The following is a 20,048-nucleotide window of genomic DNA, read 5'->3' on the forward strand; positions in this document are numbered from 1 at the left end:
TTCGCCCGGCCGCTCGATTTCCCTCGCATCAGCGCTGCGGCGCGCCCTGTGCCGCCTGCCGCTGCCGCGCCATTTCCAGCTGCATCTCCACCGCCAGCAGGCGCAGGACCAGCGCGCGGCGATAGCTCGCCTTTTCCGGCGTGAGCTGGACGGCCTTTTCCAGCCAGGGCTTCGCATCGTCGAAGCGCCCCGCGCGCGCCAGCGACCAGCCATAGAAGAAGACCGGGCCGGGATGGTTCGGGCTGAGCGCGAAGGCCTTGTCGAAGGCCATCTGCGCCGCCGGGGACATGTCGCCGTCCTGCTCGGCCAGCGCCGTGCCGAAGCCGGTCCACAGCGCCACATCCTCGGGCACCTTGCGCACCGCGCCCTGCCATACCTTGACCGCCAGTTCAGGAGTGCCCGCACGCACCACGGCATCGGCCGGGCTGGCATAGGCCCAGGCATAGGTGCCGTATTTGCCGAACATCGCGTCGCGCAGGTCGATCAGGTCCTGGTCGATCTTCACCTGATGCGCGCCGGGCTCGACCGGGTGGCCGGGCAGGCTCCAGCTCCCCTGCCAGGCATAGCCCGCAGCGCCGAGCATGAGCGCCGTCGCCGGCACGCTCCACAGCTTGACCGGATAGCGCAGCGCCGCCAGCACCAGCGCCGCGGCCAGCGCGAGCGCGCCGAACATCAGCCAGCCCATCATGCCGCAGGACTCCGGAACAGGCGCCGGGCAAGCAGCACGCCGATGCCGAGCAGCAGCAACGGCGCGATCCACAGCGGCGCGGTCACCCAGCTCAGCGGCGGATCGTAGGTGACGTAGTCGCCATAGCGCTGGACCAGATAGGACCGGATCGCCGCGGGCCGCTCGCCGCGGGCGATCCGCTCGCGGACCAGTGCGCGCATGTCGCCCGCCATCTCGGCATCGCTGTCGGCGATCGACTGGCCCTGGCAGACGAGGCAGCGCAGCGTCTCCATCAGCGCCTTGGCCTGCGCCTCCTGCGCAGAGTCGGGCAGCTGGCTGTAGGAGAGCGCGGCCGGCGGGCGGTTCGAGTCCGCAAACGCCGGGGCGGCGAGCAACAGGAGCAGGATCGCCAGCCGCCTCACTTCGCTGCCTCCAGCTTGCGCAGGATCTCGGGCACATCGTCGGCGCGGATGTCACCGATATGCTGGTCGATTATCCTGCCCTGCCCGTCGATCAGGAAGGTCTCGGGCACCCCCGACGAGCCTAGGGCGATCTGGGCGTGGCCGGTCGGATCGTCGCCGATCCGGGCATAGGGATCGCCGTTCCGGGCAAGGAAGGCCTGCACCGCATCGGGCGTGTCGCGGATCGCGATCGCATTGATCTCGACGCCCGCGCGCTTGAGCGCCATCAGCTGCGGCGCCTCGGCGATGCAGGGGATGCACCAGCTGCCGAACACGTTGAGCAGGCGCGGCTTGCCCCGGAAATCCGCGGTCGCAACGCCGGGCTTGGTCGGCAGCAGCGGCTTCATCGCCAGCGCGGGCAGCGGCTTGCCGACCATCGCCGAATGCACCAGATGGTCGGCGGGCTTGATCAGCCCGCTGGCGACCAGCGCGAAGATCAGCGCGAACAGCGCCAGCGGCGCCCAGACGGCCAGTCGCCTCATTCCTCCGTCTCCGCACGCCGCTCGCGCCGCACCCGGCCGACCAGCGCGAGCAGCCCGCCGAGCGCGATCAGCGCGCCGCCGAGCCAGATCAACGTGACGAAGGGCTTCCACCACAGCCGCAGCTGCCAGCGCCCCTGCCCGTCGCCCTGGCCGATCACGGTGTAGAGCTGGCCGTCGAACAGCGTGGCAATCGCCGCCTCGTTGGTGTTGGTGGGCGGGTTGGCGAAGAAGCGCTGCTGCGGGAACAGGTCGAGCGGTTCGTCACCGGTGCGGCTGGCCTTGAGATGCGCCTCGACAGCCGACCAATTGTCGCCGACCACGGGGCGCACCTCGAGCAGCTCGACGCGGTACGGCCCGACGGTGACGTTCTGGCCAACGCTGATCGCCGCCAGCCGCTCGGTCTTGAAGGCGCTGTCCGCGGCCATGCCGGCGATGCTGACTGCGATGCCGAGATGCGCGACGACCATGCCGTAGATGTGCAGCGGCGTGCGGCGCAGGTTGCGGCGGACGAGTGGGAGGACGCTCGCCACCGCCAGTCCCGCCGCCAGGCCGAGCGCCAGCGCCGGCATCCAGCGCGCGCCGCCCAGCGCGAAGACCAGCGCGAAGGCGATCCCGCCGACGCCGACCGGCGCCAGCAGCTTGCCGAACAGCGTGTTCCACTGGTCGCGCCGCCATTTGAGCAGCGGCCCGCAGGCAGTGGCGGCGACCAGCGCCAGGCCGACGGGCACCGCCGACTTCTCGAAGAAGGGCGCGCCGATCGAGAGCTGCACGCCGGCGGCCTGCGCGACCAACGGATAGAGCGTGCCGATGAAGACGACGCCGAGGATCACGGTGAGCAGCAGGTTGTTGAGCACCAGCGCGCCTTCGCGGCTGACCAGCTCGAAGGTCGCGCCCTGCTTGACCGTGCCGATCCGCGCCCCGAACAGCGCCAGCGCGCCGCCGATATATATGCCGAGCAGGGCGAGGATGAAGCCGCCGCGGGTCGGGTCCACGGCGAAGGCGTGGACGCTGACGAGGATGCCCGAGCGGACCAGGAAGGTGCCGATCATCGACATCGAGAAGGCGACCACCGCCAGCATCACCGTCCAGGCGCGCAGCCCGTCGCGGGTGGCGAGCACGGTCACCGAATGGAGCAGCGCCGTCGCCGCCAGCCAGGGCATCAGCGAGGCGTTCTCGACCGGGTCCCAGAACCACCAGCCGCCCCAGCCGAGCTCGTAATAGGCCCAGTAGCTGCCGGCGGTGATGCCGATGGTCAGGAATATCCACGCCCCCAGCACCCAGGGCCGCATCGCCCTGGCAAAGGCCGGGCCGACGTCGCGCATCAGCAGCGCGCCGACCGCGAAGCTGAACGCCACCGAGAGGCCGACATAGCCGAGATACAGCGTCGGCGGGTGGAACGCCAAGCCGGGGTCCTGGAGCAGCGGGTTGAGCCCGCGTCCGTCGAGCGGCGCCGGGCTGACCCGGACGAACGGATTGGAAGCGAAGGCGAGGAAGGCATAGAAGCCGATCGCGATCGCCGCCTGCGCGCCGAGCGTCGCCGCCAGCGTGCCCTGGGGCAGCCGCTTCTCGAACAGCGCCACCCCTGCCCCGGCGCTCGCCAGCACGGTGACCCAGAGCAGCATCGAGCCCTCATGGTTCCCCCAGGCGCCGGCGATCTTGTAGATCAGCGGCTTCATCGAGTGGCTGTTCTCGACGACCAGCTTCACCGACATGTCCGACTGGACGAACAGCGCGATCAGCAGCCCGAAGGCGGTGAGCGCCAGCAGCCCCTGGAGGATCGCGACCCGGCGCAGCGCCTTCAGCACCACCTCGCCGGTGCCCTGCACGGCGCCCTTGGCCGCGCCCCAAGCGAGCATCACCTGCATCAGGGCAAAGCCCGTCGCGAGCCACAGGGCGGCAAGACCTGCCTCGGCGATCACTGTTCCAGCGTCTTCGTCTCGTGCATGTTGCCCGCGGCCTGGGGCGGCATGTAGCGCTCGTCATGCTTGGCGAGGATATTGTCGGCGACGAAGCTGCCGTCCGACTGGAACTGGCCCTCCGCGACCACGCCCGCACCTTCCTTGAACAGGTCCGGCGTCACGCCGCGGAACGCCACCGGCACCTTGGCCGCACCGTCGGTCACCACGAAGCGGATCGACACGCCGTCGGCGGCGCGGACCAGCGAGCCCTTCTCGACCATCCCGCCCAGGCGGACATGCCGGTCGAGCGGCAGCGGCTTGCCCCGGACGTCGCCGGGCGCATAGAAGAACGCCGCCTGGTCCTTGAGCGCCGACATCGCCAGCGCCGAGGCGCCGAGGATCGCGCCCAGCGCCAGAAGTGCGAGGACGAGCCGCTGGTGCTTGGGCTTCATTCGCGACCGCCCCTGAGCGCGTCGGCCGCAGCCTCGGCCCGGCGCATCGCGGCAAAACTGAGCGCGGCGAGCCCGCCGGTGCCGAGCAGCACGACCAGATAGGCGGCAGTGATGAACGGCCAGTGGTTCATGCCGCCGCCATCCGCCGCAACCGGGCCTCGACCTTCTGCGCGGCAAGCAGCGCGCGCATCCGCATCAGCACGACGCCGGCGAACACCAGGGTGAAGCCGCCGAGCGTGAAGAACAGCGGCCACAGCATCGAGGCATCGATCTTGCCGGCGATGACGCTCTCGCCCTGGTGGAGCGTGTTCCACCAGATCACCGAATAATGGACGATCGGCAGCAGCACGCTGCCCGCCACGCCGAACAGCGCCGGCACCCGTCCGTCGCCGGACCGGTCGGCATCGGCGCGGTCGAGCGCGATCCAGGCGATATAGACGAAGAAGAGCAGCAGCATCGACGTCAGCCGCCCGTCCCACTCCCACCAGGTGCCCCAGGTCGGGCGGCCCCAGATCGAGCCAGTGAGCAGGCACATAGCCGCGAAGACCGCCCCGGCCGGCGCAATGGCGCGCGCCGCGATGCTCGCCAGCGGATGGCGCCAGACCAGGTAGCTGAGGCAGGCGATCGCCAGTCCGCTCCAGCCGCCCATGCCGAGCCAGGCGCTGGGGACGTGGATATAGAGGATGCGCGCGCTGTCCTTCTGCACCGCATCGGACGGCGTCAGCGTCAGCCCCGCCCAGCAGCCGAACGCCACCAGCGCGACCCCGAGCCAGAACAGGATCGGCGTCAGCGGCCGCGCGATCTTGAGGAAGCGCGCGGGATTGGCAAAGGCATGCAAGGCAGGCACGCGCGATGACTAGCGAGGTTCTCGGGCGGAATCCATCGCCGGTTTGGCCGGATATCGCGTTCCTACAGGCTTCGCCGAGTCGAAGGGTCGGCGACGCCGGAAAGTCACGAAGGCCGCACCAATGGCAGCGGGCGCCAGGACCAAATCGGCGCTTTGCGCAACATATGTGCTCGGCACCGGTCCTATATTTCCTACCGATCAAAGAGCGGCCGGCGCAGGCCCCGGCCTGAAAAGCGAAACAGACGAAATCCTACATTGCAAGCCGTCAGTCCGGGCAGCGCAGCAGCCCGTAGCGCTTGTAGCCCGCATCGCCGGGCTTCACGGGCAGGATCGAATCCGGCCCGCCCTCGCCCACCAGGTTAAGGCGGCCGTTCTGGATCTCGAAGACGAACGCTGCATCCGAAGTGTCGTCCGGGGTGCCTACCTTGGCTGCTAGTTCTTTGCTCACCTTGACCACGAACATCACCGCGCCCGGATCGGACGACCAGGTGTCGAGGCGCCGGATCGGCAACGGCTCGTCCGGCTTGCCGTTCACGACATAGTTGATCTGCGCCGGCAGGAATTCGACATGGTTGGTGCCGCAGTCGGACAGCGCCTTTGCCCAGCGATGGTCGACGATCTCGGCGGCGGCCTTGCTGTTGTCCGGCTTGCAGCCGGCGAGCGCGAGCCCGCAAAGGGCAATAAGGCAAAGCTTCATGCGCGCCTTGTGCAGGCGCATCGCTTTGCGGCGGCATAACGACCAGCGTTAACGCGGCGCAGTGCTCAATATGCGGACGGGCAGCGGCGCATGACGAAGCTGCGATTGCCCTTCATGCCCAGGGCGAGCTGCTGGCGCCCGTCCAGCGCGCCCTGGCGGACGAGCGCGAGGCTGTCGCCCTCGACCCGGAACACCATCGCGGCATCCGAGGCGGCGCCCGCGCCCGCGATGACGAAGGTGACCTCGTCCCCGTCGCTGGTGATCCGCAGCACCGACAGCGAATTGACCGGCCGCCCGTCGCGGACGAAGTCGATCATGTTGCGCGAGAAATCGAGATAGGTGTCGCCGCACTCCGCCAGCGTGCGCGCCCAGCGATGGCCGACGATCGCGTCGGTGGTGTTGCCGCCGCCCCGGTTGCAACCGGCCATCGCGAGAAGGACGAGGACAAGCGGAGCGGCGCGCATGCTGCTATCATAGGCGAGCCCGGCGTTTCCGACGCCCTAACCGCGAGAGTTAATGCACCGCCCCCAGATGCCCGAGCTTCTCGGGATTGCGGGTGACGTAGATCCCGACGATCCGCCCGTCCTCGATCGCCAGCGCGGTGGTCTGCAGCACGCCGCCCGGCTCGACCGAGACAAAGCCCGGCAGCCCGTTGATCATCCCGTAGCGCACGATCCGCGACTGTTCCTTGGCGAAGAAGCGCGCGAGCGAGGTGTAGAGCTTCATGTTGTCGTCCACGCCGACGATCGGGCGCAGGCCGGCATGGACCTTGCCGCCGCCATCGGACCAGGTGGTGACATCATCGGCGAGCAGGCTGCGGAACGCGGTCATGTCGCCGCTGCGCGACGCGGCGAAGAAGGCGGCGACGATCTCCAGCCCCTTCTCCTTCGGCATCGCGTAGCGCGGGCGCGCGGCGCGGACATGGGTGCGGGCGCGGCTGGCAAGCTGGCGCGTGGCGGCGGAGTCGCGGCCGATCGTATCGGCGACTTCCTCGAAGGGCACGCCGAACACGTCGTGGAGCAGGAAGGCGGCACGTTCGAGCGGCGAAAGCCGTTCGAGCGCCATCATCAGCGGCAAGGTGACGTCCTCCACATCCTCCTCCTCCTCCTCCTCGACCAGCGGCTCGGGCAGCCAGGGGCCGACATAGGTCTCGCGCCGGGCGCGGGCGGACTTGAGCTGGTCGAGGCACAGGCGCGTCACCACCCGGCGCAGGAACGCCTCGGGCTCGCGGACCTGGCCGCGGTCGGCATCGAGCCAGCGCAGGAAGGCATCCTGCACCACGTCCTCCGCATCCGCGACCGAGCCGAGCATGCGATAGGCGATGCGCGCCAGCCGCGGACGCAGCGGATCGAAGCTCGCCGCTGCGTCCGTGCCGGTCATGCCGCGGCCACCGCCGGCTTGGCCTCGTAGAACAGGTTGAACGCCACCGCGAGGCGGTTCCAGCCGTTGATCGTGTTGATCATGAGCGTGAGCTCCACCTGCTCCTCCTCGCTGAACTCGAAGGCGAGCTCGGCATATAGCGCCTCGGGCGCGCGGGCCGTGGATACCAGAGTCAGAGCATCGGTCCAGGCCAGCGCGGCGCGCTCGCGCGGGGTATAGCAGGGCGCCTCATGCCAGGCGCTGAGCAGATAGATGCGCTGCTCGGTCTCGCCGGCCTTGCGCGCATCGGCGGTGTGCATGTTGAGGCAATTGGCGCAGCCGTTGATCTGCGAGGCGCGGATCTTCACCAGCTCGAGCAGGCTGTGCTCGAGCGTGGGGGCGATCTTGAGCGACATGTCGTACCAGGCCTTCATCGGGGCGGGCGCGGCGTGGAAGAGGTCGAGACGGGGGTTCATGCTGCATCTCCTTGGGTTGGACGCAGACATGACGAGACAGCCGCGCCGGATGTGACATGCGGCGGGATTTTTTCGCAGGGCGGCGGGAAAATCGCCCTCGGTTGGGGGATGCGCCGGGGCTCGTTGGAGGGCGCGGCCTTCGCGCTCCCCTCCCTGCAAGGGAGGGGAATTGCTCCGACTTACTTTTCCTTCGCCGGACCCGTGAACGGATCGGTCACCGCCGGCGCGGTCGGGATCGGCAGGCGGGGCAGCGGGTCCCTGGCGTTGGCGGCGTCGAGCAGGAAGGCGGCCAGGATGATCGAGGCCTGGCGCATGTCCGCCGCCTTCAGGTGATCATAGGTGTCGAGCTGGGTGTGGTGCACGCGGCTCTCGTAATCGAGCGGGTCCTGGATGAACTGGAAGGCCGGGATGCCGACCGACTGCATGAACTGGTGATCGGTGCCCTCGGTCTTCTGGATCGCCACGGTCGATGCGCCCATCGAGGCGAACGGGGCGAGCCAGTCGCGGAAGATCGGCACGACCGCCATGTTGTTCTCGGCATAGATGCCGCGGATCTTGCCCGAGCCATTGTCGATGTTGAAATAGGCGGCGAGGTCCTTGTGGCCGGGCAGCGGCGTGATCGGGAAGCGCGTGGCCCAGCTGTAGTAGAATTCGTCGGCGCTCGGCACGTGATCCCAGGCCGGGCGCTTGGCGAGGTGCTGCTCGATATAGGCGATCGAGCCGTAGAGGCTCTGTTCCTCGCCCGCCCAGAGCGCGAAGCGGATCGTGCGCTTCGGCTTGATCCCGCTGGCGGCGATGATCCGCGCCGCCTCCATCACCATCGCGCTGCCCGCGCCATTGTCGGCGGCGCCGTCGCCCGCCACCCAGCTGTCGAGATGCGCGCCGGCCATCACATAGCCGGCCCTGGGATCGCTGCCCTTGATGTCGGCGATGATGTTGTAGGCCTTGGGGTCGCTGTCGTCGAAATGGACGTTGTTCTCGATCTCGAGCGTCGGCGCCTTGCCCGTCCAGGCCAGGCGGACGAGGCGGCGATAATCCTCCGCCGCCATCTCGACGCCGGGCACCTTGGGCGTCTCGCCGACATGGTGGAGATAGCCTTCGCCGTGGACCAGCTTGCCGTCGTTGCGCGAGCGCGTGACATAGGCGACCGCGCCTTCCTCGGCGAGGAACTGGGCGAGCGCGCGCTCGAAGCCGGCGCGGGCGAGCGTCTGCCGCTGGTTGGCCGGGTCCCAGGTCGGTTCCTGATAGACGTCGAGCTTGGCGAGATCGGCGTCGCTGAGGCGCTGGAAATCGGGCTCGTTCGGCTCCGAGCCGGTGCCGGGCGCGGAGACCAGCACGACCTTGCCGGCGAGCTTGCCCTTCCACTGCGCGAAATCGCCGGCGCTCTTCATCGGCGCGACGATCACCGGCGCGGTCACGACGCCGTTGGTGGCAGGCGTCCAGGCGATCGGGATCGCGGTGAGCTGGACCGGGCGTGGCGCGACCATGCGCACGCTCGACTTCTCGATCCACCAGCCGCGGCCGAAGTCGAAGCCTTCCTTGTGGACATCGACCAGGCCCCAGCCGCGGAACTTGTCCTGCGTCCATTGCTCGGCGGTACGCATCGCCGGCGAATTGGTCATGCGCGGGCCGATGACGTCGGCGAGATATTCGGCGGTGGTCATCACCTCCGAATGGTCGGTGCCCTCTGCGACCAGCGCGCCGCCGGTGGCGGGATCGACCGACTGGGCGGCGGCCGGTGCGGCGACGAGCAGGGCGGCGGTAGCGAGGAGAAGGTGGCGCATGGGACTCCGGGGGATGCGAGGAGGATGCGCGACGCTATTGGCGGGGCGGGCCTGGTGCAAGCCTGCGGGGAGGCCTTCTTCACCCCTCCCTGCAAGGGAGGGGTCGGGGGTGGGTTGCGAGCGCAGCGAGCCCGACCACCACCTAAAAGAAAAGGCCGGGCATCGAGCCCGACCTTTTCTCACCACCCCTAGCCCCTCCCTTGCAGGGAGGGGAATCGGGTCGTCACCCCCGCCCGATCAGCCTTTGCGCGATGCGGTCGGCGACTTCGCTCTGGGGATCGCCGGTGCGGGCGCTTTCGTCCCACACTTCGATCAGGCGCTCGGGGATCTTGTCGACGCGTGCCTGGACCTCGGCCATGTTGCCCTGCCCCAGATATTCGAGGCCGACATTGATGATCCCGCCCGCGTTGATCACGTAATCGGGCGCGTAGAGGATGCCGCGGTCGTGGAGACGCTGGCCGTCCGCGCGGGTGGCGAGCTGGTTGTTGGCGCCGCCGGCGATGATATTGGTCTTGAGCGCGGCGATGCTCTGCTCGGTGAAGATCGCACCCAGCGCATTGGGGCTGAGGATGTCGGTCTCGAGGCCGAGGATCTCGGAGGCGTCGACGGCCTCGCCGCCCAGCTCCGCCGCGAGCGCCTTGGCGCGCTCGGCATTGACGTCGGCCAGCACCAGCCTGGCGCCGTCCGCGGCGAGCAGGCGGGCGACGCCGCCGCCGACCGAGCCGACGCCCTGGATCGCGACGCGCACGCCCTGCATGGTCTCCGCGCCGAGGCCGCGCTTCGCCGCCGCCTTCACGCCGAGATAGACGCCGCGCGCGGTCACCGGGCCCGGGTCGCCGCCCGCGCCGCCTTCGGCCACGGGAAGCCCCGAGACGTGGCGGGTCTGGGTCGCGACGACCTTCATCCGCTCCTCGGACATGCCGACATCTTCCGCGGTGACATATTTGCCGCCGAGCGATTCGACCGCGCGGCCGAACGCCTCGAGCTGCGCGGTGGTGACGGTCGCGCCCGGCTGGCTCGCCAGGATCACGCCCTTGCCGCCGCCGAGCGGCAGGTTGGCCATCGCGTTCTTGTAGCTCATGCCGCGCGACAGGCGCAGCGCGTCGGTGATCGCGGCGCGGTGATCGGCATAGTGCCAGAAGCGCACGCCGCCGGCCGCCGGGCCGAGCTTGGAGGAGTGGACTGCGATGATGGCGCTGAGGCCCGATTCGCGGTCGCTGAACAGATGGACGCCTTCATGGTCGTCGAAATCGGGGAAGCCCCAGTCGGTGATCACGCGCTACATTCCTGCGGAGAGTGCCGCACGTCTATGTGCCGCGCGCGGTCACGAGGGGGAGAAATGGGGCGGATGACGGGACTTGAACCCGCGACCCTCGGTACCACAAACCGATGCTCTAACCAACTGAGCTACAACCGCCGTGAAGAAGGCGCGCTTAGCGGGGGCCGATGCGAAGCGCAAGATAATTGCCGAAGAAAATAGCCGCTTTTATCCGCGCGAAATCCGCACTGCCTCGTCGGGCGTGGTGAGCCCCTCGCGAACCAGCGCGCGGGCGGCCGAGCCGAGGTTGGGCGCGCGCAGGAAGGCGTGGCGCGCCAGGATCGCCTCGTCGCCGCCGTCGTTGATCAGCCGGCGGATCGCGCCGTCGGCGACGATCGCCTCGAACACGCCGGTCTGGCCGGCAAAGCCGCTGCCCTCGCAACTCTCGCAGCCGACCGGCGCATAGACGATCGCGCCCGAATCGAAGCCGAGCAGCGCCGAGACCGAGCCATTGGCCTGCACCGGGCGGCGGCAATCGGGGCACAGCCGGCGGACGAGCCGCTGGGCGAGCGTGGCGGCGATGGTCGACGCGAGGCGGAAGGGCTCGACGCGCCAGTCGCGCATGCGGCGGATCGCGGAAACGGCGTCGGGCGCGTCGATCGCGGCGAGGACGAGATGCCCCTCCTCCGCCGCCTCGGCCGCAGCAGCGGCGGCCTCGCGCCCGTCGAGCCTGTCGAGCGCGATCACGTCGGGATCCTGCTCGAGCGCGGCACGGACCGCGGCGGCGCCGGCAAGGCCCTCGATCCGGGTGACGCCGTCCACCGGCAGCGTGCCGATCGCGGCGATGTGGCGCGGCGAGCCGGCGAAATGGCCGAGCAGCGTCGCGATCGTGGTGCTGCGGCCCGATCCCTCGGGCCCGGCGACGAGCACCAGCCCGCCGCGACGCAGCGCCGGCAGCAGCGCATCGATCAGCCCGCGGCTCATCCCGATCGCCTCGAGCGCACGCTCGCGCCGCTCGCCGCCGTCGAGGCGCAGCACGATCCGCTCCCCCTGCCCCAGCGCCAGCACCGACACGCCGGGTGCCGCACGCAGCGTTGCAGCGAGCGCCTCGTCGAGGGGGTGGTGGCGCGGCTCGGTGAGCTGGCCGGCGATGCGCAGGCGGATCACGCAGCCGGCGGGGCCGGTCTCGAGATGGATGTGCGAGGCGCGGCGACGACGGGCCTCGGCGACCAGCGCGTCGGCAGCCGATTCGGCAAAAGCGCCGCCGACGGGCTGCGCCTGCGCGCGCGGCACCAGCACTTCGGCGTCGACCTCCATCGGATCCCCTTTTCCGGACCGTCACGCGCTAGGCATCTCACATGACAGCGTGCTTGCGCTTTTGTGACTATTTCGCGTCATACTGGCGCCGGCGCGCGGCATTTGGCAGAAAGCGGCCATGCTGAGTGCCGCTTCCACCCTACCCAATCTCGGCTCGGGCCATCCGTCCGAACCGATCGTCGATCACATCATGCGCTGGCCGGGCGTGCAGCGGGTGCCGCACCCCAAGGTGCAGATGTTCATCGCCAAGGCCTTTCTCGAGCCCGAGCTGTGCGAGCTGCTGCGCATCAAGATCGACGCCGAGCGCCGCCCCTCGACGGTGGCCGACGCCAATGACGACTATGCCTTCCGCACCAGCGAGACCTGCGATCTCAGCGCACGCGATCCGGTGGTGATGGAGCTCAAGCGGCGGATGACCGCGTTCACCGGGCTCGATCCCGACCATGGCGAGCCGATGCAGGGCCAGCGCTACGAGATCGGCCAGGAGTTCAAGGCGCACACCGACTATTTCGAGCCGCAGGGCCGCGACTATGAGAAATATTGCGGCGTCGCCGGGCAGCGCACCTGGACGGTGATGCTCTACCTCAACGACGTCGAGGCCGGCGGCGCGACCCGTTTCAAGGCGATCGACAAGATCGTGCGGCCCGAGACCGGCAAGATCCTCGCCTGGAACAACCTGCGCCCCGACGGCACGCCCAATCCCTCGACCATCCACCACGCGATGCCGGTCCGCGGCGGACTGAAGTACGTGGTCACCCAGTGGTATCGCGAGCGGCGCTGGGGGTGGTGAGACGCAGTCTCGCCGCTGCTGCGCTCGCGATCCTGGCTGTCATTCCCGCGGCCCAGGCGCAGGATCTGGCGGCCGGCGACTATGGCGGCGAGTTGCTGATCGGCTTCGATCCCGCCACGCGGACCGTCACCGGCTATTTCCAGTCCTTCACCGGCGACCGGCAGCAGTTCAGCTGCATCTTCTATTTCAGCGGGACGTTGCGCGGGCGACAAGCGCCGGTCCGCAGCTATTTCCCCGCCACGCCTGCCGAGGCGATCGCCGGAACGCTGACGCGGGACACGGATGGCGGCATCGCGGTGCGGCTGGCCGAAGAGCATGGCGGATGCTGGAACGTCCAGCATTTCGCCGACGACACACAGCCGGCCGCGTTCGCGCTGGCGGCCGCGCATCCCTGGCTCGCGATCGCCGTGGTGAAGTCGCCCAAGGCCTATTTCTTCGACCGCGCTGGCGCCCCGGCCCCGCGCAAGGCCTATGTCGTGCGCGGCGACGGACTCGGCATACGTGCAGTGCGTGACGGCTGGCTGCAGGTCGACTTCACTGGCGGCGCCAGGCCGATCTCCGGCTGGATCCGTCAGGCCGACGTCTACCCGGCGCGCTGACCCGCCTGTCCAACAGAACTATCAACGAAAAGGAGCGGCACCGCGCGCGGGCCGCTCCCTGTCCGTCGCCATCGCTCGATCAGAAGGTGGTCGAGAGCGAGAAGTTGATCGTCGCGCCGGGATTGTAGCGGTTGTAGATCACCGTGTTCTTCCCGTTCGACTGGGTTTCCTTGTACTTGCGGTTCGTCAGGTTGCGGGCCTCGAGCTTCAGGTCGAGTTGCTGCCCTGCCACCTTCACGCCCTGGCGCACGACGAAGTCCAAGTTGAAGCCCGGATATTCGTAGACGTCGGGCTGGCCCGAATTGGCCAGGCCGCGGCTGGTGACGCGCTTGCTGGCATAGGAGAGGATCAGGGTCTGCTGCGAGAGCGAGCCCTTGTCCTCCATGCCCAGCTGGAAGTTCACCAGATGGTCGGACTGGCCGGTGAGCGGCGAGCCGTCCTTGAAGAAGTCGGTCGCCAGCGTCGACGAGATTGCATAGACCGCCACGCGGTCCGCCGCGTCGACCTTCAGCTTCGACTTGGTGAAGGTATAGTTGGCGATCGCGATCAGGCTGCGCTCGCCGAACAGCGGCCACTTCTTGCTCAGCTCGACTTCGGCGCCGTAGAGGTTGGCCTTCGGCGCATTGGCATAGCTGGTGATGAAGGCGTCCCCGGTGATGAACGTCTCGATCGGCTTGTCGATGCGCTTGTAGAAGCCAGCGATCGTGAAGCGCTGTTCGAGCGCGATATACCATTCGTAGCGCGCTTCGAGGTTGAGCAGCTCGCTGTCCTGGAGCAGCGGGTTGCCGCGATACTGGCGGTTGGTCTCCGGATCGAAGTAGAACTGGTAGATCAGCTCGCGGAACTGCGGCCGGGCCAGCGTCTTCGAACCGCTCACGCGGACCTGCATGCTCGGCTGGAACTGCCAGGTCAGCGTGGCGCTGGGCAGCCAATAGTCATTGTCGAGATTGGTCGCCGCGGTGCTCGAGCCGGCGGTGTTGTACACCTGGATCGGAGTCACCGTCTCCCTGGCGGTCTCGTAGCGGATGCCCGCGTCGAGCGAAAGCTCGGGCGTGATCTGCCAGTTCTCGCGGAAATAGGCCGCGTGGTTGTCGAGCGTGGCGCCGAAGGCGGGATTGCCCTCGTTGGTCTCGATCAGCGCGATGTTGTAATAATTGATGATCGCGGTGCCGAGCAGCAGGTCGGGCCGCAGCATCGCCACGCCGCCCGGCAGCGTGCTCGGTGCCGTGAACTGGAAGTCGCGGCGCGAGCTGGTACGGTCGGTATTGAGATAGGCATAGCCCACCGCGAGGCTCAGGTTCGGATCGAGCTTCCAGGTGAGGTCCGCGCCGCCCGACCAGAGATTCTCGTTCAGCTTCGAGTAGCTGACCGTCGCGTCGCCGCCATTGCCGTTGTTGAGGCGGTTGACGAAATAGGCGCCATAGGGATCCGCCGCGGCATTGGTGCGGACATATTCATAGGTGAACTCGTCCGGCGCATCGCGCTTGGTGTTGGCATAGCTGCCGCGCAGGTCGAGGCTCCAGTCGGGGCTGAGCTTGAACTCGCCGACGAACTGGGTGTCGATCAGCTGGCGTTCGTACCAGGCCGTGTCCTGCTGCATGAAATCGGTGTCGGTGCCGTGGCGCTGGCCAAGGCTCAGACGGGCGCGCTTGATCGTGTCGTGCACGCCGAGCGTGGTCCAGCGCAGCTTGTTGTCGCCGAACTCGACGCCGAGGCCGAGCAGGCCGTTGACGATCACGCGATTGTCGGTCGAGACGCGCTCGAAGTCGTTCTCGAGCGCCGACAGGTCGCTGGTCAGCGAGTTCTGCTGGATCGTGTCGCGCGTCGTCCACTTGCTGCTGTAGCCGGCGGTGGCGATCAGGCCGAGCGAAACGTCGCCCACGTCATATTTGGTGCCGCCGGTCAGCGTCGCCGACCAGTTCGGGCCGATGCGCTTCTGGCGCTGGAGCAGCGAGTTGTTGGCATTCACCAGCTGGCCCGCGATCGCCTGATCATCGACGGTGCCCGAGCTCAGCCGGTCGCCGCTGGCGAAATAGGCGGCGAGCGCCGGCGGCAGGTCGCGCGTGCCGTCGTCATAGCCGGACCAGTCCTGGCCGCCGCCTGCATAGACATAGCCGAAATGGCCGGTCGTCACGAGATTGGCGCCCACGCCGCCGCTCGCCGTCAGGAAGCTTTCCTTGGGCAGCGAATTGGTGGTGAGGTTGATCACGCCGCCGCCGAACTCGCCCGGATAATTGGCCGAGTAGCTCTTCTGGACGAGCGACGAGGAAATGACGTTGGTCGGGAAGATGTCGAGCGGGACGACGCGCTTCAGCGGCTCGGGGCTGGGCAGCGGCGAACCGTTGAGCAGCGCGAGCGAATAGCGGTCGCCGAGGCCGCGAACATAGACATAGCCGTTGCCGACGACGCTAAGGCCGGTGACGCGGCTGAGCGCGCCGGCGATGTCGCCTTCGCCGGTGCGGGCGATGTCGGCGCTCGACAGCACCGAGACGACCTGCGGCATGTCGCGGGTGACGTTGGTGCGGCGGCCGGTGACGACGATCTCGCCGGGAACGGAGACGTCCGGAGCGGGCTCCTCCTGCTGCGCGGCAGGATCCTGGGTTTCAGCAGTGGTGCCGGTGGCAGGTGCCCCGGCCGTGTCCGACGTGGTCGCCTGCGCCCAGGCGATGGACGGCGCGACGAGCGCGGAAGTGAATAGCAACAGGCGGGCGAGCCCCATCGGCTTCGTCATGTGAAACCCCCAAAATCAAATCCTGAGAGGGGCGGAGCGCCGCCGCATGGCCGCGCCCCGCCCCCGGTTCAGTCGAGGCTGCTTAGCCGGTCGGCAGCGACAGGCAGTTGCGGCCCGCGGCGGTCGTCGTGTCGAACGCGGCGTAGCCCGAGTTGCAGGTCCAGCCCTTGTACCAGTTGTCGTTCGCGTCCTTGACGGCGCCGATGTAGGTCGTCGTGTCGAAGAAGGCGTTCCAGGTCTTGGCGTCGAAGGCCGTGACCGCGGTCTCGGTCGCGCCGTTGACGAACTGGGCGGTCAGCGACGGGGTGTAGGCGTCGTTGTTGCCGTTCGCGCCCGAACCGAAGCTGGTCGAGACGTTGCCGAGATTGAAGCTGCCGGTCGCGAGGTACTTGGTGGCGTTGCACTGCATCACCACGGCGCGCGCGAGCAGCGTTGCCGGGGTACCGCCCGAGCCGTTCATGCGCAGGCACTCGTTGTTCGGCGTCACGACGATGCCGTTGGCCCAGCGGATGTCCGAGTTGCCGCGGACCAGGATCGAGCCCTTGTCGCCCGAGCCTTCGTTGTTGGCGCTGACGTTCGGCTGCAGCGCGGTGAAGTTGACGATGTCGGTCTTCTGGCGCGGCGTGTCGGTCTCGTTGCCGTCGCTGTCGATCTCCATCAGCGCGTCGCCCTGGCCCGGACGCTGCAGCAGCAGCAGGTACTGGAAGGCGCCTTGGAGGCCGGTGTCGATGTCGAGGCTGTCGTCATCGGCGCCCGTCGAGATGTAGTGCTTGAAGTTGACGGTGCCGCCGAAGAACTCCGCGCCGTCGTCCGAGCTGTTGTGGCTCTGGAAATATTCGAGCGTGGTGCCCGAACCGGTGCCTTCGGTGGTGAGCGACTGAAGCTCCTTGTCCGCGCCGAGCACATAGCCCGAGTAGCGGATCTGGACATACTTCATGCTGCCCGCATTGTAGGTGTCGTCGGCGCCGCCGAACACGGCCGGATCGGCCGAGCCCTCGGTCGCGCGCTCGCAGGTGCCGGCAGCCGTCGAGCCGCCGTTGCAATCGGAGATCTTGGCGCGGCCCATCAGCACTACGCCGCCCCACTGGCCGATCGTCTGATCGTTGTTGAGGCCGAGGATGTTGTCACGGCTGGTGAAGATGATCGGGTTGGTCGCGGTGCCCACGGCGTTGATCTTGTTGCCGCGGTTGACGGCGAGCCACGAGGTGCCGGTGCCGCCGAACACGATCACGCCCGGATCGATCGTCAGCGTGACGTTGGTGTCCGCGGTCAGCTGGCCAGCACCGTTCAGGGTGAAGCCGTTGGCCGCGGTGCAGCCCACGGTGGTGCTGGCGTACGGCAGGTTCGGCGAGGCGACGGTGCCGGCGCCAGCCGGGCCGAAGCCGCTGTCGCAGCCGACGTTCACGCGGCCGTTCATCTGGTAGACCAGGCCGGCGATCTTCGGGAGCTGGATGCTCTTCGCGATGTTGTTCGGCAGGGTGCAGACGCGCCACGTGCCGGTCGGGCCGGTGATCGTGCCGGCGTCGGTCAGGCCCTTGGGATCGGCGATCGTCGGGCAGCCGGTGGCCGGCGAAACCAGCGCGGTGGTCGGCGTCGGCGTGGGCGACGGCGTCGGGGCCGGCGGGTTGTTGATGACGACGTTGCCGCCGGTGCCCGGCGAGGCGATGTCGTTCGCGCCGTCGCACGCGGCAAGCGCGCCACACGCAATGGTGGTCATCATGATAAGGCTGACGCGTTTGAAGCTGGCCATAGGATCTCCGTTCCGGTGTTGCACCGGGTTGCATCGAATTACGGTGCGGGATCGACTCGGCTGTTCCCCCGTCGGCCGCATTGGCGGCGCTAGGCGGCACATGTGACTCGTTGGCGCGGAATCGAAGACGTTTCGGAGACAGTTGCGTGACGCGATTGTTACAGCGTCACCTTACGGCCGCGAAACGGTTCATGGCGTGGTGACGATGTTGCCCGATTGCATCACGAGCCGGACATTTTCGAGCGCCGACAAATCCTTGAGCGGATCGCCGGCCACCGCAACCAGATCGGCGATCCGGCCGGGCGCGATGCTGCCGATCCGGTCGGACATTCCCAATATGGCGGCATTGCCCGCGGTCGCCGTCCATAGCGCCTCCGCCGGCGCCATGCCCCAGCCGGCCATCAACTCGATCTCGCGGGCATTGGCGCCGTGGGCGAACACGCCGGTATCGCCGCCGACGCACATCGTCACGCCGGACTTGAGCGCGGCGGCATAGCTTGCCCGCTTGGCGCGGATCGCCTCGGGCTCGGGCGCGCTGCCGTTCCAGCCGCCATAGCGGGTGATCGCGTCGGTGGCGGCGAGCGTCGGGCAGAAGGCCGCGCCATGCCCCTTCATCAGCGCGAACACCTCCGCGGTGCCGTCATTGCCATGCTCGATGCTGTCCGCCCCGGCGAGGATCGCGCGGCGCATCCCCTCGGGCGTGCTGGCGTGCACCGCGACCTTGCGCCCGGCATCGTGCGCAGCGGCGACGCCGGCCTTCAGCTCGTCGAGGCTAAAGGTCGCGCGGCTCGGCTCGCCCGGGCCCCAGCGATAGTCTGCGTAGAATTTTACCCAGTCGGCCCCGTGCGCGATCTGGTGGCGGACGGCGGCGACGATCCCCTCGCCGCTCACTTCCTCGGCGCCCTGCGGCACGTCCCAGGCATAGCCCTTGGGCCCATAGGCACCGGTGGCGACCATCGCGCGATCGGCGATGAGCAGGCGCGGGCCGGGCACGATGCCCTGCTGGATCGCCGCCTTGAGCCCGGCATCGGCGTCCCCTGCCCCTTCGGTGCCGAGGTCGCGGACGGTGGTGAAGCCGGCCATCAGCGTCGCGCGCGCATGCGCCACCGCGCGGGCGGTGCGCAGCGCCAGCGGCTCCTTCATCACCTGATCGTTCCAGCTCGTCTCGTTGTACGGATGGAGGAACAGGTGGACATGCAGGTCGATCATGCCGGGGATCAGCGTGGTGCCGGGCAGCGCGCGTATCTCGGCACCGGCGGGGGCGGCGACGTCGGGTCCGACCGCGACGATCCTGCCATCGGCGACAAGGACCTTCCAGCCGGGATGCTCGACGCGGTCGGTCGCGGTGAACACGCGGTCGGGCACCAGCAGCACCGGCGCCTTCTGCGCGGCGGCGATGCCGGGGACGAGCAGGAACGCGGCGGCGAGCAGGTTGCGGAGCTTGGTCATGGCGGGAGAGTGGCAAAGCATAAGGTGGTGCGCCAGCCCCAAGCCGTCATCCCGGCGAAAGCCGGGATCTCTTGCGGCTCCTGCCTTCGCCATCGCCTGAGACCCGGGCTTTCGCCGGGTGACGAACCCGATCAATACATCGCCGTCATCGCCACGCCGCCGGTGATCAGTATCACGCCGAGCATTTGCCGCAGGCTGAGCTTCTCGCGGAACAGCCGGTGGCCGGCGGCGGCGGCGATCGGCATCTCGATCACGCCCAGCGCGCGCACCGCCGCGGCGGGGGCGAGGTTGAGCGCCAGGAACCAGCCCGACGACGCCAGCGCGCCGAACAGCCCCGCCCCGAGCGACTGGCGCCACCCGGCGATCACCGCGGCGAGCGCGGCACGGTCGCGGATCGCCAGATAGAGGCCGAGCCCGACCGCCTGCACTGCCTGGACGATCGCGACGCAGGCCATCGCCGAGAACCAGGGATGATGCGGCTCGAGCCGCAGCCCGGCATGGCGAAAGGCATTGAGCGCGAAGCCGAACAGCAGCCCCGAGAGCACGCCATAGGTGACGCCGAGCACCGGGTGATGCGCCCCCTCGATCCTTCTGGGCCAGACCAGCACGGCGAGCCCGAACGTCGTCACCGCGACACCGACCCAGCCGAGCGCGGAGAGATTGTCACCGAACACGACCAGCCCCACCGTGGCGGCGAGCGGCACCGAGCTTTGCTGGAGCGCCGTGCCCACCGCGAAGCCGGCATGGTGCATCGCGAGCAGCAGCGCGGCGGTGGCGATCACCTGGGCCAGCGCGCCGGTCAGCGCCGGCCACCAGAATTCCCAGCCGAACTGCGGGTCGAGCTGCGGGCTGAGCGCGAAGGTCAGCGCGGTAAAGGCCAGCGAGAACGGCAGGCCGAACAGGAAGCGCACGAGCGTGGCGCCCCAGGGGCCGGTGTTCGACATCATTCCGCGCTGGAGCGCGTTGCGCCCGACCTGAAACCCCGCCGCCGCCACCGTCGCCACTGCCCACAGCACGCTACGCTTACTCCC

The 20,048-nt window shown here is 68.7% G+C and carries 20 protein-coding genes and 1 tRNA gene; 2 read left to right on the forward strand and 19 right to left on the reverse strand.

Features of this window, described 5'->3' with window-relative positions:
* Nucleotides 1-28: 28 nt before the first annotated feature.
* The 15 genes from ABLE38_RS01225 to ABLE38_RS01295 all read right to left on the reverse strand — a co-directional run bounded on the left by ABLE38_RS01225 (nucleotide 29) and on the right by ABLE38_RS01295 (nucleotide 11,698).
* Complete coding sequence (locus ABLE38_RS01225; RefSeq protein WP_348972346.1) at nucleotides 29-688, reverse strand: cytochrome c biogenesis factor-like protein; 660 nt, start codon at nucleotides 686-688, stop codon at nucleotides 29-31.
* Nucleotides 685-1,089 carry a cytochrome c-type biogenesis protein gene (locus ABLE38_RS01230; protein ID WP_348972347.1) on the reverse strand — a complete coding sequence of 135 codons (405 nt, stop codon included), beginning with the start codon at nucleotides 1,087-1,089 and terminating at the stop codon, nucleotides 685-687. The genes ABLE38_RS01225 and ABLE38_RS01230 overlap by 4 nt, the downstream gene beginning before the upstream one ends.
* On the reverse strand, nucleotides 1,086-1,610 hold the full coding sequence (locus ABLE38_RS01235; protein WP_348972348.1) for a DsbE family thiol:disulfide interchange protein: 525 nt from the start codon (nucleotides 1,608-1,610) through the stop codon (nucleotides 1,086-1,088). Before ABLE38_RS01235 ends, ABLE38_RS01230 begins: the two co-directional genes overlap by 4 nt.
* The gene (locus ABLE38_RS01240) at nucleotides 1,607-3,529 is read right to left on the reverse strand and encodes a heme lyase CcmF/NrfE family subunit (RefSeq protein WP_348972349.1); all 1,923 of its coding nucleotides are present in this window, start codon (nucleotides 3,527-3,529) and stop codon (nucleotides 1,607-1,609) included. The genes ABLE38_RS01235 and ABLE38_RS01240 overlap by 4 nt, the downstream gene beginning before the upstream one ends.
* A complete protein-coding gene (ccmE, locus tag ABLE38_RS01245) occupies nucleotides 3,526-3,960 on the reverse strand; it encodes a cytochrome c maturation protein CcmE (RefSeq protein WP_348972350.1) in 435 nt (144 codons plus the stop codon). Before ccmE ends, ABLE38_RS01240 begins: the two co-directional genes overlap by 4 nt.
* Nucleotides 3,957-4,091: a hypothetical protein gene (locus ABLE38_RS01250; RefSeq protein WP_348972351.1), complete on the reverse strand. Its 135-nt coding sequence runs from the start codon at nucleotides 4,089-4,091 to the stop codon at nucleotides 3,957-3,959. The genes ccmE and ABLE38_RS01250 overlap by 4 nt, the downstream gene beginning before the upstream one ends.
* Nucleotides 4,088-4,807, reverse strand: coding sequence for a heme ABC transporter permease CcmC (ccmC, locus tag ABLE38_RS01255; protein ID WP_348972352.1), 720 nt, complete (start codon nucleotides 4,805-4,807; stop codon nucleotides 4,088-4,090). The genes ABLE38_RS01250 and ccmC overlap by 4 nt, the downstream gene beginning before the upstream one ends.
* Nucleotides 4,808-5,072: 265 nt before the next feature.
* Nucleotides 5,073-5,504 carry a hypothetical protein gene (locus tag ABLE38_RS01260; RefSeq protein WP_348972353.1) on the reverse strand — a complete coding sequence of 144 codons (432 nt, stop codon included), beginning with the start codon at nucleotides 5,502-5,504 and terminating at the stop codon, nucleotides 5,073-5,075.
* Nucleotides 5,505-5,569: 65 nt separating this feature from the next.
* Nucleotides 5,570-5,968, reverse strand: coding sequence for a hypothetical protein (locus ABLE38_RS01265; RefSeq protein ID WP_348972354.1), 399 nt, complete (start codon nucleotides 5,966-5,968; stop codon nucleotides 5,570-5,572).
* Between the two features lie 49 nt (nucleotides 5,969-6,017).
* On the reverse strand, nucleotides 6,018-6,884 hold the full coding sequence (locus ABLE38_RS01270; RefSeq protein ID WP_348972355.1) for a sigma-70 family RNA polymerase sigma factor: 867 nt from the start codon (nucleotides 6,882-6,884) through the stop codon (nucleotides 6,018-6,020).
* A complete protein-coding gene (locus ABLE38_RS01275) occupies nucleotides 6,881-7,339 on the reverse strand; it encodes a carboxymuconolactone decarboxylase family protein (RefSeq protein WP_348972356.1) in 459 nt (152 codons plus the stop codon). The genes ABLE38_RS01270 and ABLE38_RS01275 overlap by 4 nt, the downstream gene beginning before the upstream one ends.
* Before the next feature lie 179 nt (nucleotides 7,340-7,518).
* The gene (locus ABLE38_RS01280) at nucleotides 7,519-9,123 is read right to left on the reverse strand and encodes a M20/M25/M40 family metallo-hydrolase (protein WP_348972357.1); all 1,605 of its coding nucleotides are present in this window, start codon (nucleotides 9,121-9,123) and stop codon (nucleotides 7,519-7,521) included.
* A 223-nt stretch (nucleotides 9,124-9,346) separates the two neighbouring features.
* Nucleotides 9,347-10,399, reverse strand: a complete 1,053-nt coding sequence (locus ABLE38_RS01285; protein WP_348972358.1) for a Glu/Leu/Phe/Val dehydrogenase dimerization domain-containing protein — start codon at nucleotides 10,397-10,399, stop codon at nucleotides 9,347-9,349.
* A 64-nt stretch (nucleotides 10,400-10,463) separates the two neighbouring features.
* Nucleotides 10,464-10,540, reverse strand: a tRNA-His gene (locus ABLE38_RS01290).
* Nucleotides 10,541-10,609: 69 nt separating this feature from the next.
* On the reverse strand, nucleotides 10,610-11,698 hold the full coding sequence (locus tag ABLE38_RS01295) for an ATPase, T2SS/T4P/T4SS family (RefSeq protein ID WP_348972359.1): 1,089 nt from the start codon (nucleotides 11,696-11,698) through the stop codon (nucleotides 10,610-10,612).
* A 118-nt stretch (nucleotides 11,699-11,816) separates the two neighbouring features.
* On the opposite strand from ABLE38_RS01295, the gene ABLE38_RS01300 reads away from it, so the two are divergent.
* Nucleotides 11,817-12,488, forward strand: coding sequence for a 2OG-Fe(II) oxygenase (locus tag ABLE38_RS01300; protein WP_348972360.1), 672 nt, complete (start codon nucleotides 11,817-11,819; stop codon nucleotides 12,486-12,488).
* Nucleotides 12,485-13,087, forward strand: a complete 603-nt coding sequence (locus tag ABLE38_RS01305) for a hypothetical protein (protein WP_348972361.1) — start codon at nucleotides 12,485-12,487, stop codon at nucleotides 13,085-13,087. The genes ABLE38_RS01300 and ABLE38_RS01305 overlap by 4 nt, the downstream gene beginning before the upstream one ends.
* A gap of 79 nt (nucleotides 13,088-13,166) precedes the next feature.
* Here the strand turns inward: ABLE38_RS01305 and ABLE38_RS01310 are convergent, their stop codons facing one another.
* The 4 genes from ABLE38_RS01310 to ABLE38_RS01325 all read right to left on the reverse strand — a co-directional run bounded on the left by ABLE38_RS01310 (nucleotide 13,167) and on the right by ABLE38_RS01325 (nucleotide 20,033).
* The gene (locus ABLE38_RS01310; protein WP_348972362.1) at nucleotides 13,167-15,818 is read right to left on the reverse strand and encodes a TonB-dependent receptor; all 2,652 of its coding nucleotides are present in this window, start codon (nucleotides 15,816-15,818) and stop codon (nucleotides 13,167-13,169) included.
* A gap of 82 nt (nucleotides 15,819-15,900) precedes the next feature.
* Nucleotides 15,901-17,568 (reverse strand): hypothetical protein, encoded by a 1,668-nt coding sequence (locus tag ABLE38_RS01315; RefSeq protein ID WP_348972363.1) that lies wholly within the window; start codon nucleotides 17,566-17,568, stop codon nucleotides 15,901-15,903.
* Nucleotides 17,569-17,757: 189 nt separating this feature from the next.
* A complete protein-coding gene (locus ABLE38_RS01320) occupies nucleotides 17,758-19,017 on the reverse strand; it encodes an amidohydrolase family protein (protein ID WP_348972364.1) in 1,260 nt (419 codons plus the stop codon).
* 131 nt (nucleotides 19,018-19,148) lie between these two features.
* The gene (locus ABLE38_RS01325) at nucleotides 19,149-20,033 is read right to left on the reverse strand and encodes a DMT family transporter (RefSeq protein WP_348972365.1); all 885 of its coding nucleotides are present in this window, start codon (nucleotides 20,031-20,033) and stop codon (nucleotides 19,149-19,151) included.
* Between the last annotated feature and the right edge of the window lie 15 nt (nucleotides 20,034-20,048).

The sequence above is a fragment of the Sphingomonas sp. KR3-1 genome (genome assembly GCF_040049295.1).
In the GTDB taxonomy this organism is placed as follows: domain Bacteria; phylum Pseudomonadota; class Alphaproteobacteria; order Sphingomonadales; family Sphingomonadaceae; genus Sphingomonas.

What these genes read in the sequence shown, in the direction of transcription:
- ABLE38_RS01225 (WP_348972346.1), bottom strand. Translation starts at nt 688, where the DNA reads ATGATGGGCTGGCTGATGTTCGGCGCGCTCGCGCTGGCCGCGGCGCTG.
- ABLE38_RS01235 (WP_348972348.1), bottom strand. Translation starts at nt 1,610, where the DNA reads ATGAGGCGACTGGCCGTCTGGGCGCCGCTGGCGCTGTTCGCGCTGATC.
- ccmE (WP_348972350.1), bottom strand. Translation starts at nt 3,960, where the DNA reads ATGAAGCCCAAGCACCAGCGGCTCGTCCTCGCACTTCTGGCGCTGGGC.
- ABLE38_RS01250 (WP_348972351.1), bottom strand. Translation starts at nt 4,091, where the DNA reads ATGAACCACTGGCCGTTCATCACTGCCGCCTATCTGGTCGTGCTGCTC.
- ABLE38_RS01260 (WP_348972353.1), bottom strand. Translation starts at nt 5,504, where the DNA reads ATGAAGCTTTGCCTTATTGCCCTTTGCGGGCTCGCGCTCGCCGGCTGC.
- ABLE38_RS01265 (WP_348972354.1), bottom strand. Translation starts at nt 5,968, where the DNA reads ATGCGCGCCGCTCCGCTTGTCCTCGTCCTTCTCGCGATGGCCGGTTGC.
- ABLE38_RS01270 (WP_348972355.1), bottom strand. Translation starts at nt 6,884, where the DNA reads ATGACCGGCACGGACGCAGCGGCGAGCTTCGATCCGCTGCGTCCGCGG.
- ABLE38_RS01275 (WP_348972356.1), bottom strand. Translation starts at nt 7,339, where the DNA reads ATGAACCCCCGTCTCGACCTCTTCCACGCCGCGCCCGCCCCGATGAAG.
- ABLE38_RS01280 (WP_348972357.1), bottom strand. Translation starts at nt 9,123, where the DNA reads ATGCGCCACCTTCTCCTCGCTACCGCCGCCCTGCTCGTCGCCGCACCG.
- ABLE38_RS01295 (WP_348972359.1), bottom strand. Translation starts at nt 11,698, where the DNA reads ATGGAGGTCGACGCCGAAGTGCTGGTGCCGCGCGCGCAGGCGCAGCCC.
- ABLE38_RS01300 (WP_348972360.1), top strand. Translation starts at nt 11,817, where the DNA reads ATGCTGAGTGCCGCTTCCACCCTACCCAATCTCGGCTCGGGCCATCCG.
- ABLE38_RS01310 (WP_348972362.1), bottom strand. Translation starts at nt 15,818, where the DNA reads ATGACGAAGCCGATGGGGCTCGCCCGCCTGTTGCTATTCACTTCCGCG.
- ABLE38_RS01315 (WP_348972363.1), bottom strand. Translation starts at nt 17,568, where the DNA reads ATGGCCAGCTTCAAACGCGTCAGCCTTATCATGATGACCACCATTGCG.
- ABLE38_RS01320 (WP_348972364.1), bottom strand. Translation starts at nt 19,017, where the DNA reads ATGACCAAGCTCCGCAACCTGCTCGCCGCCGCGTTCCTGCTCGTCCCC.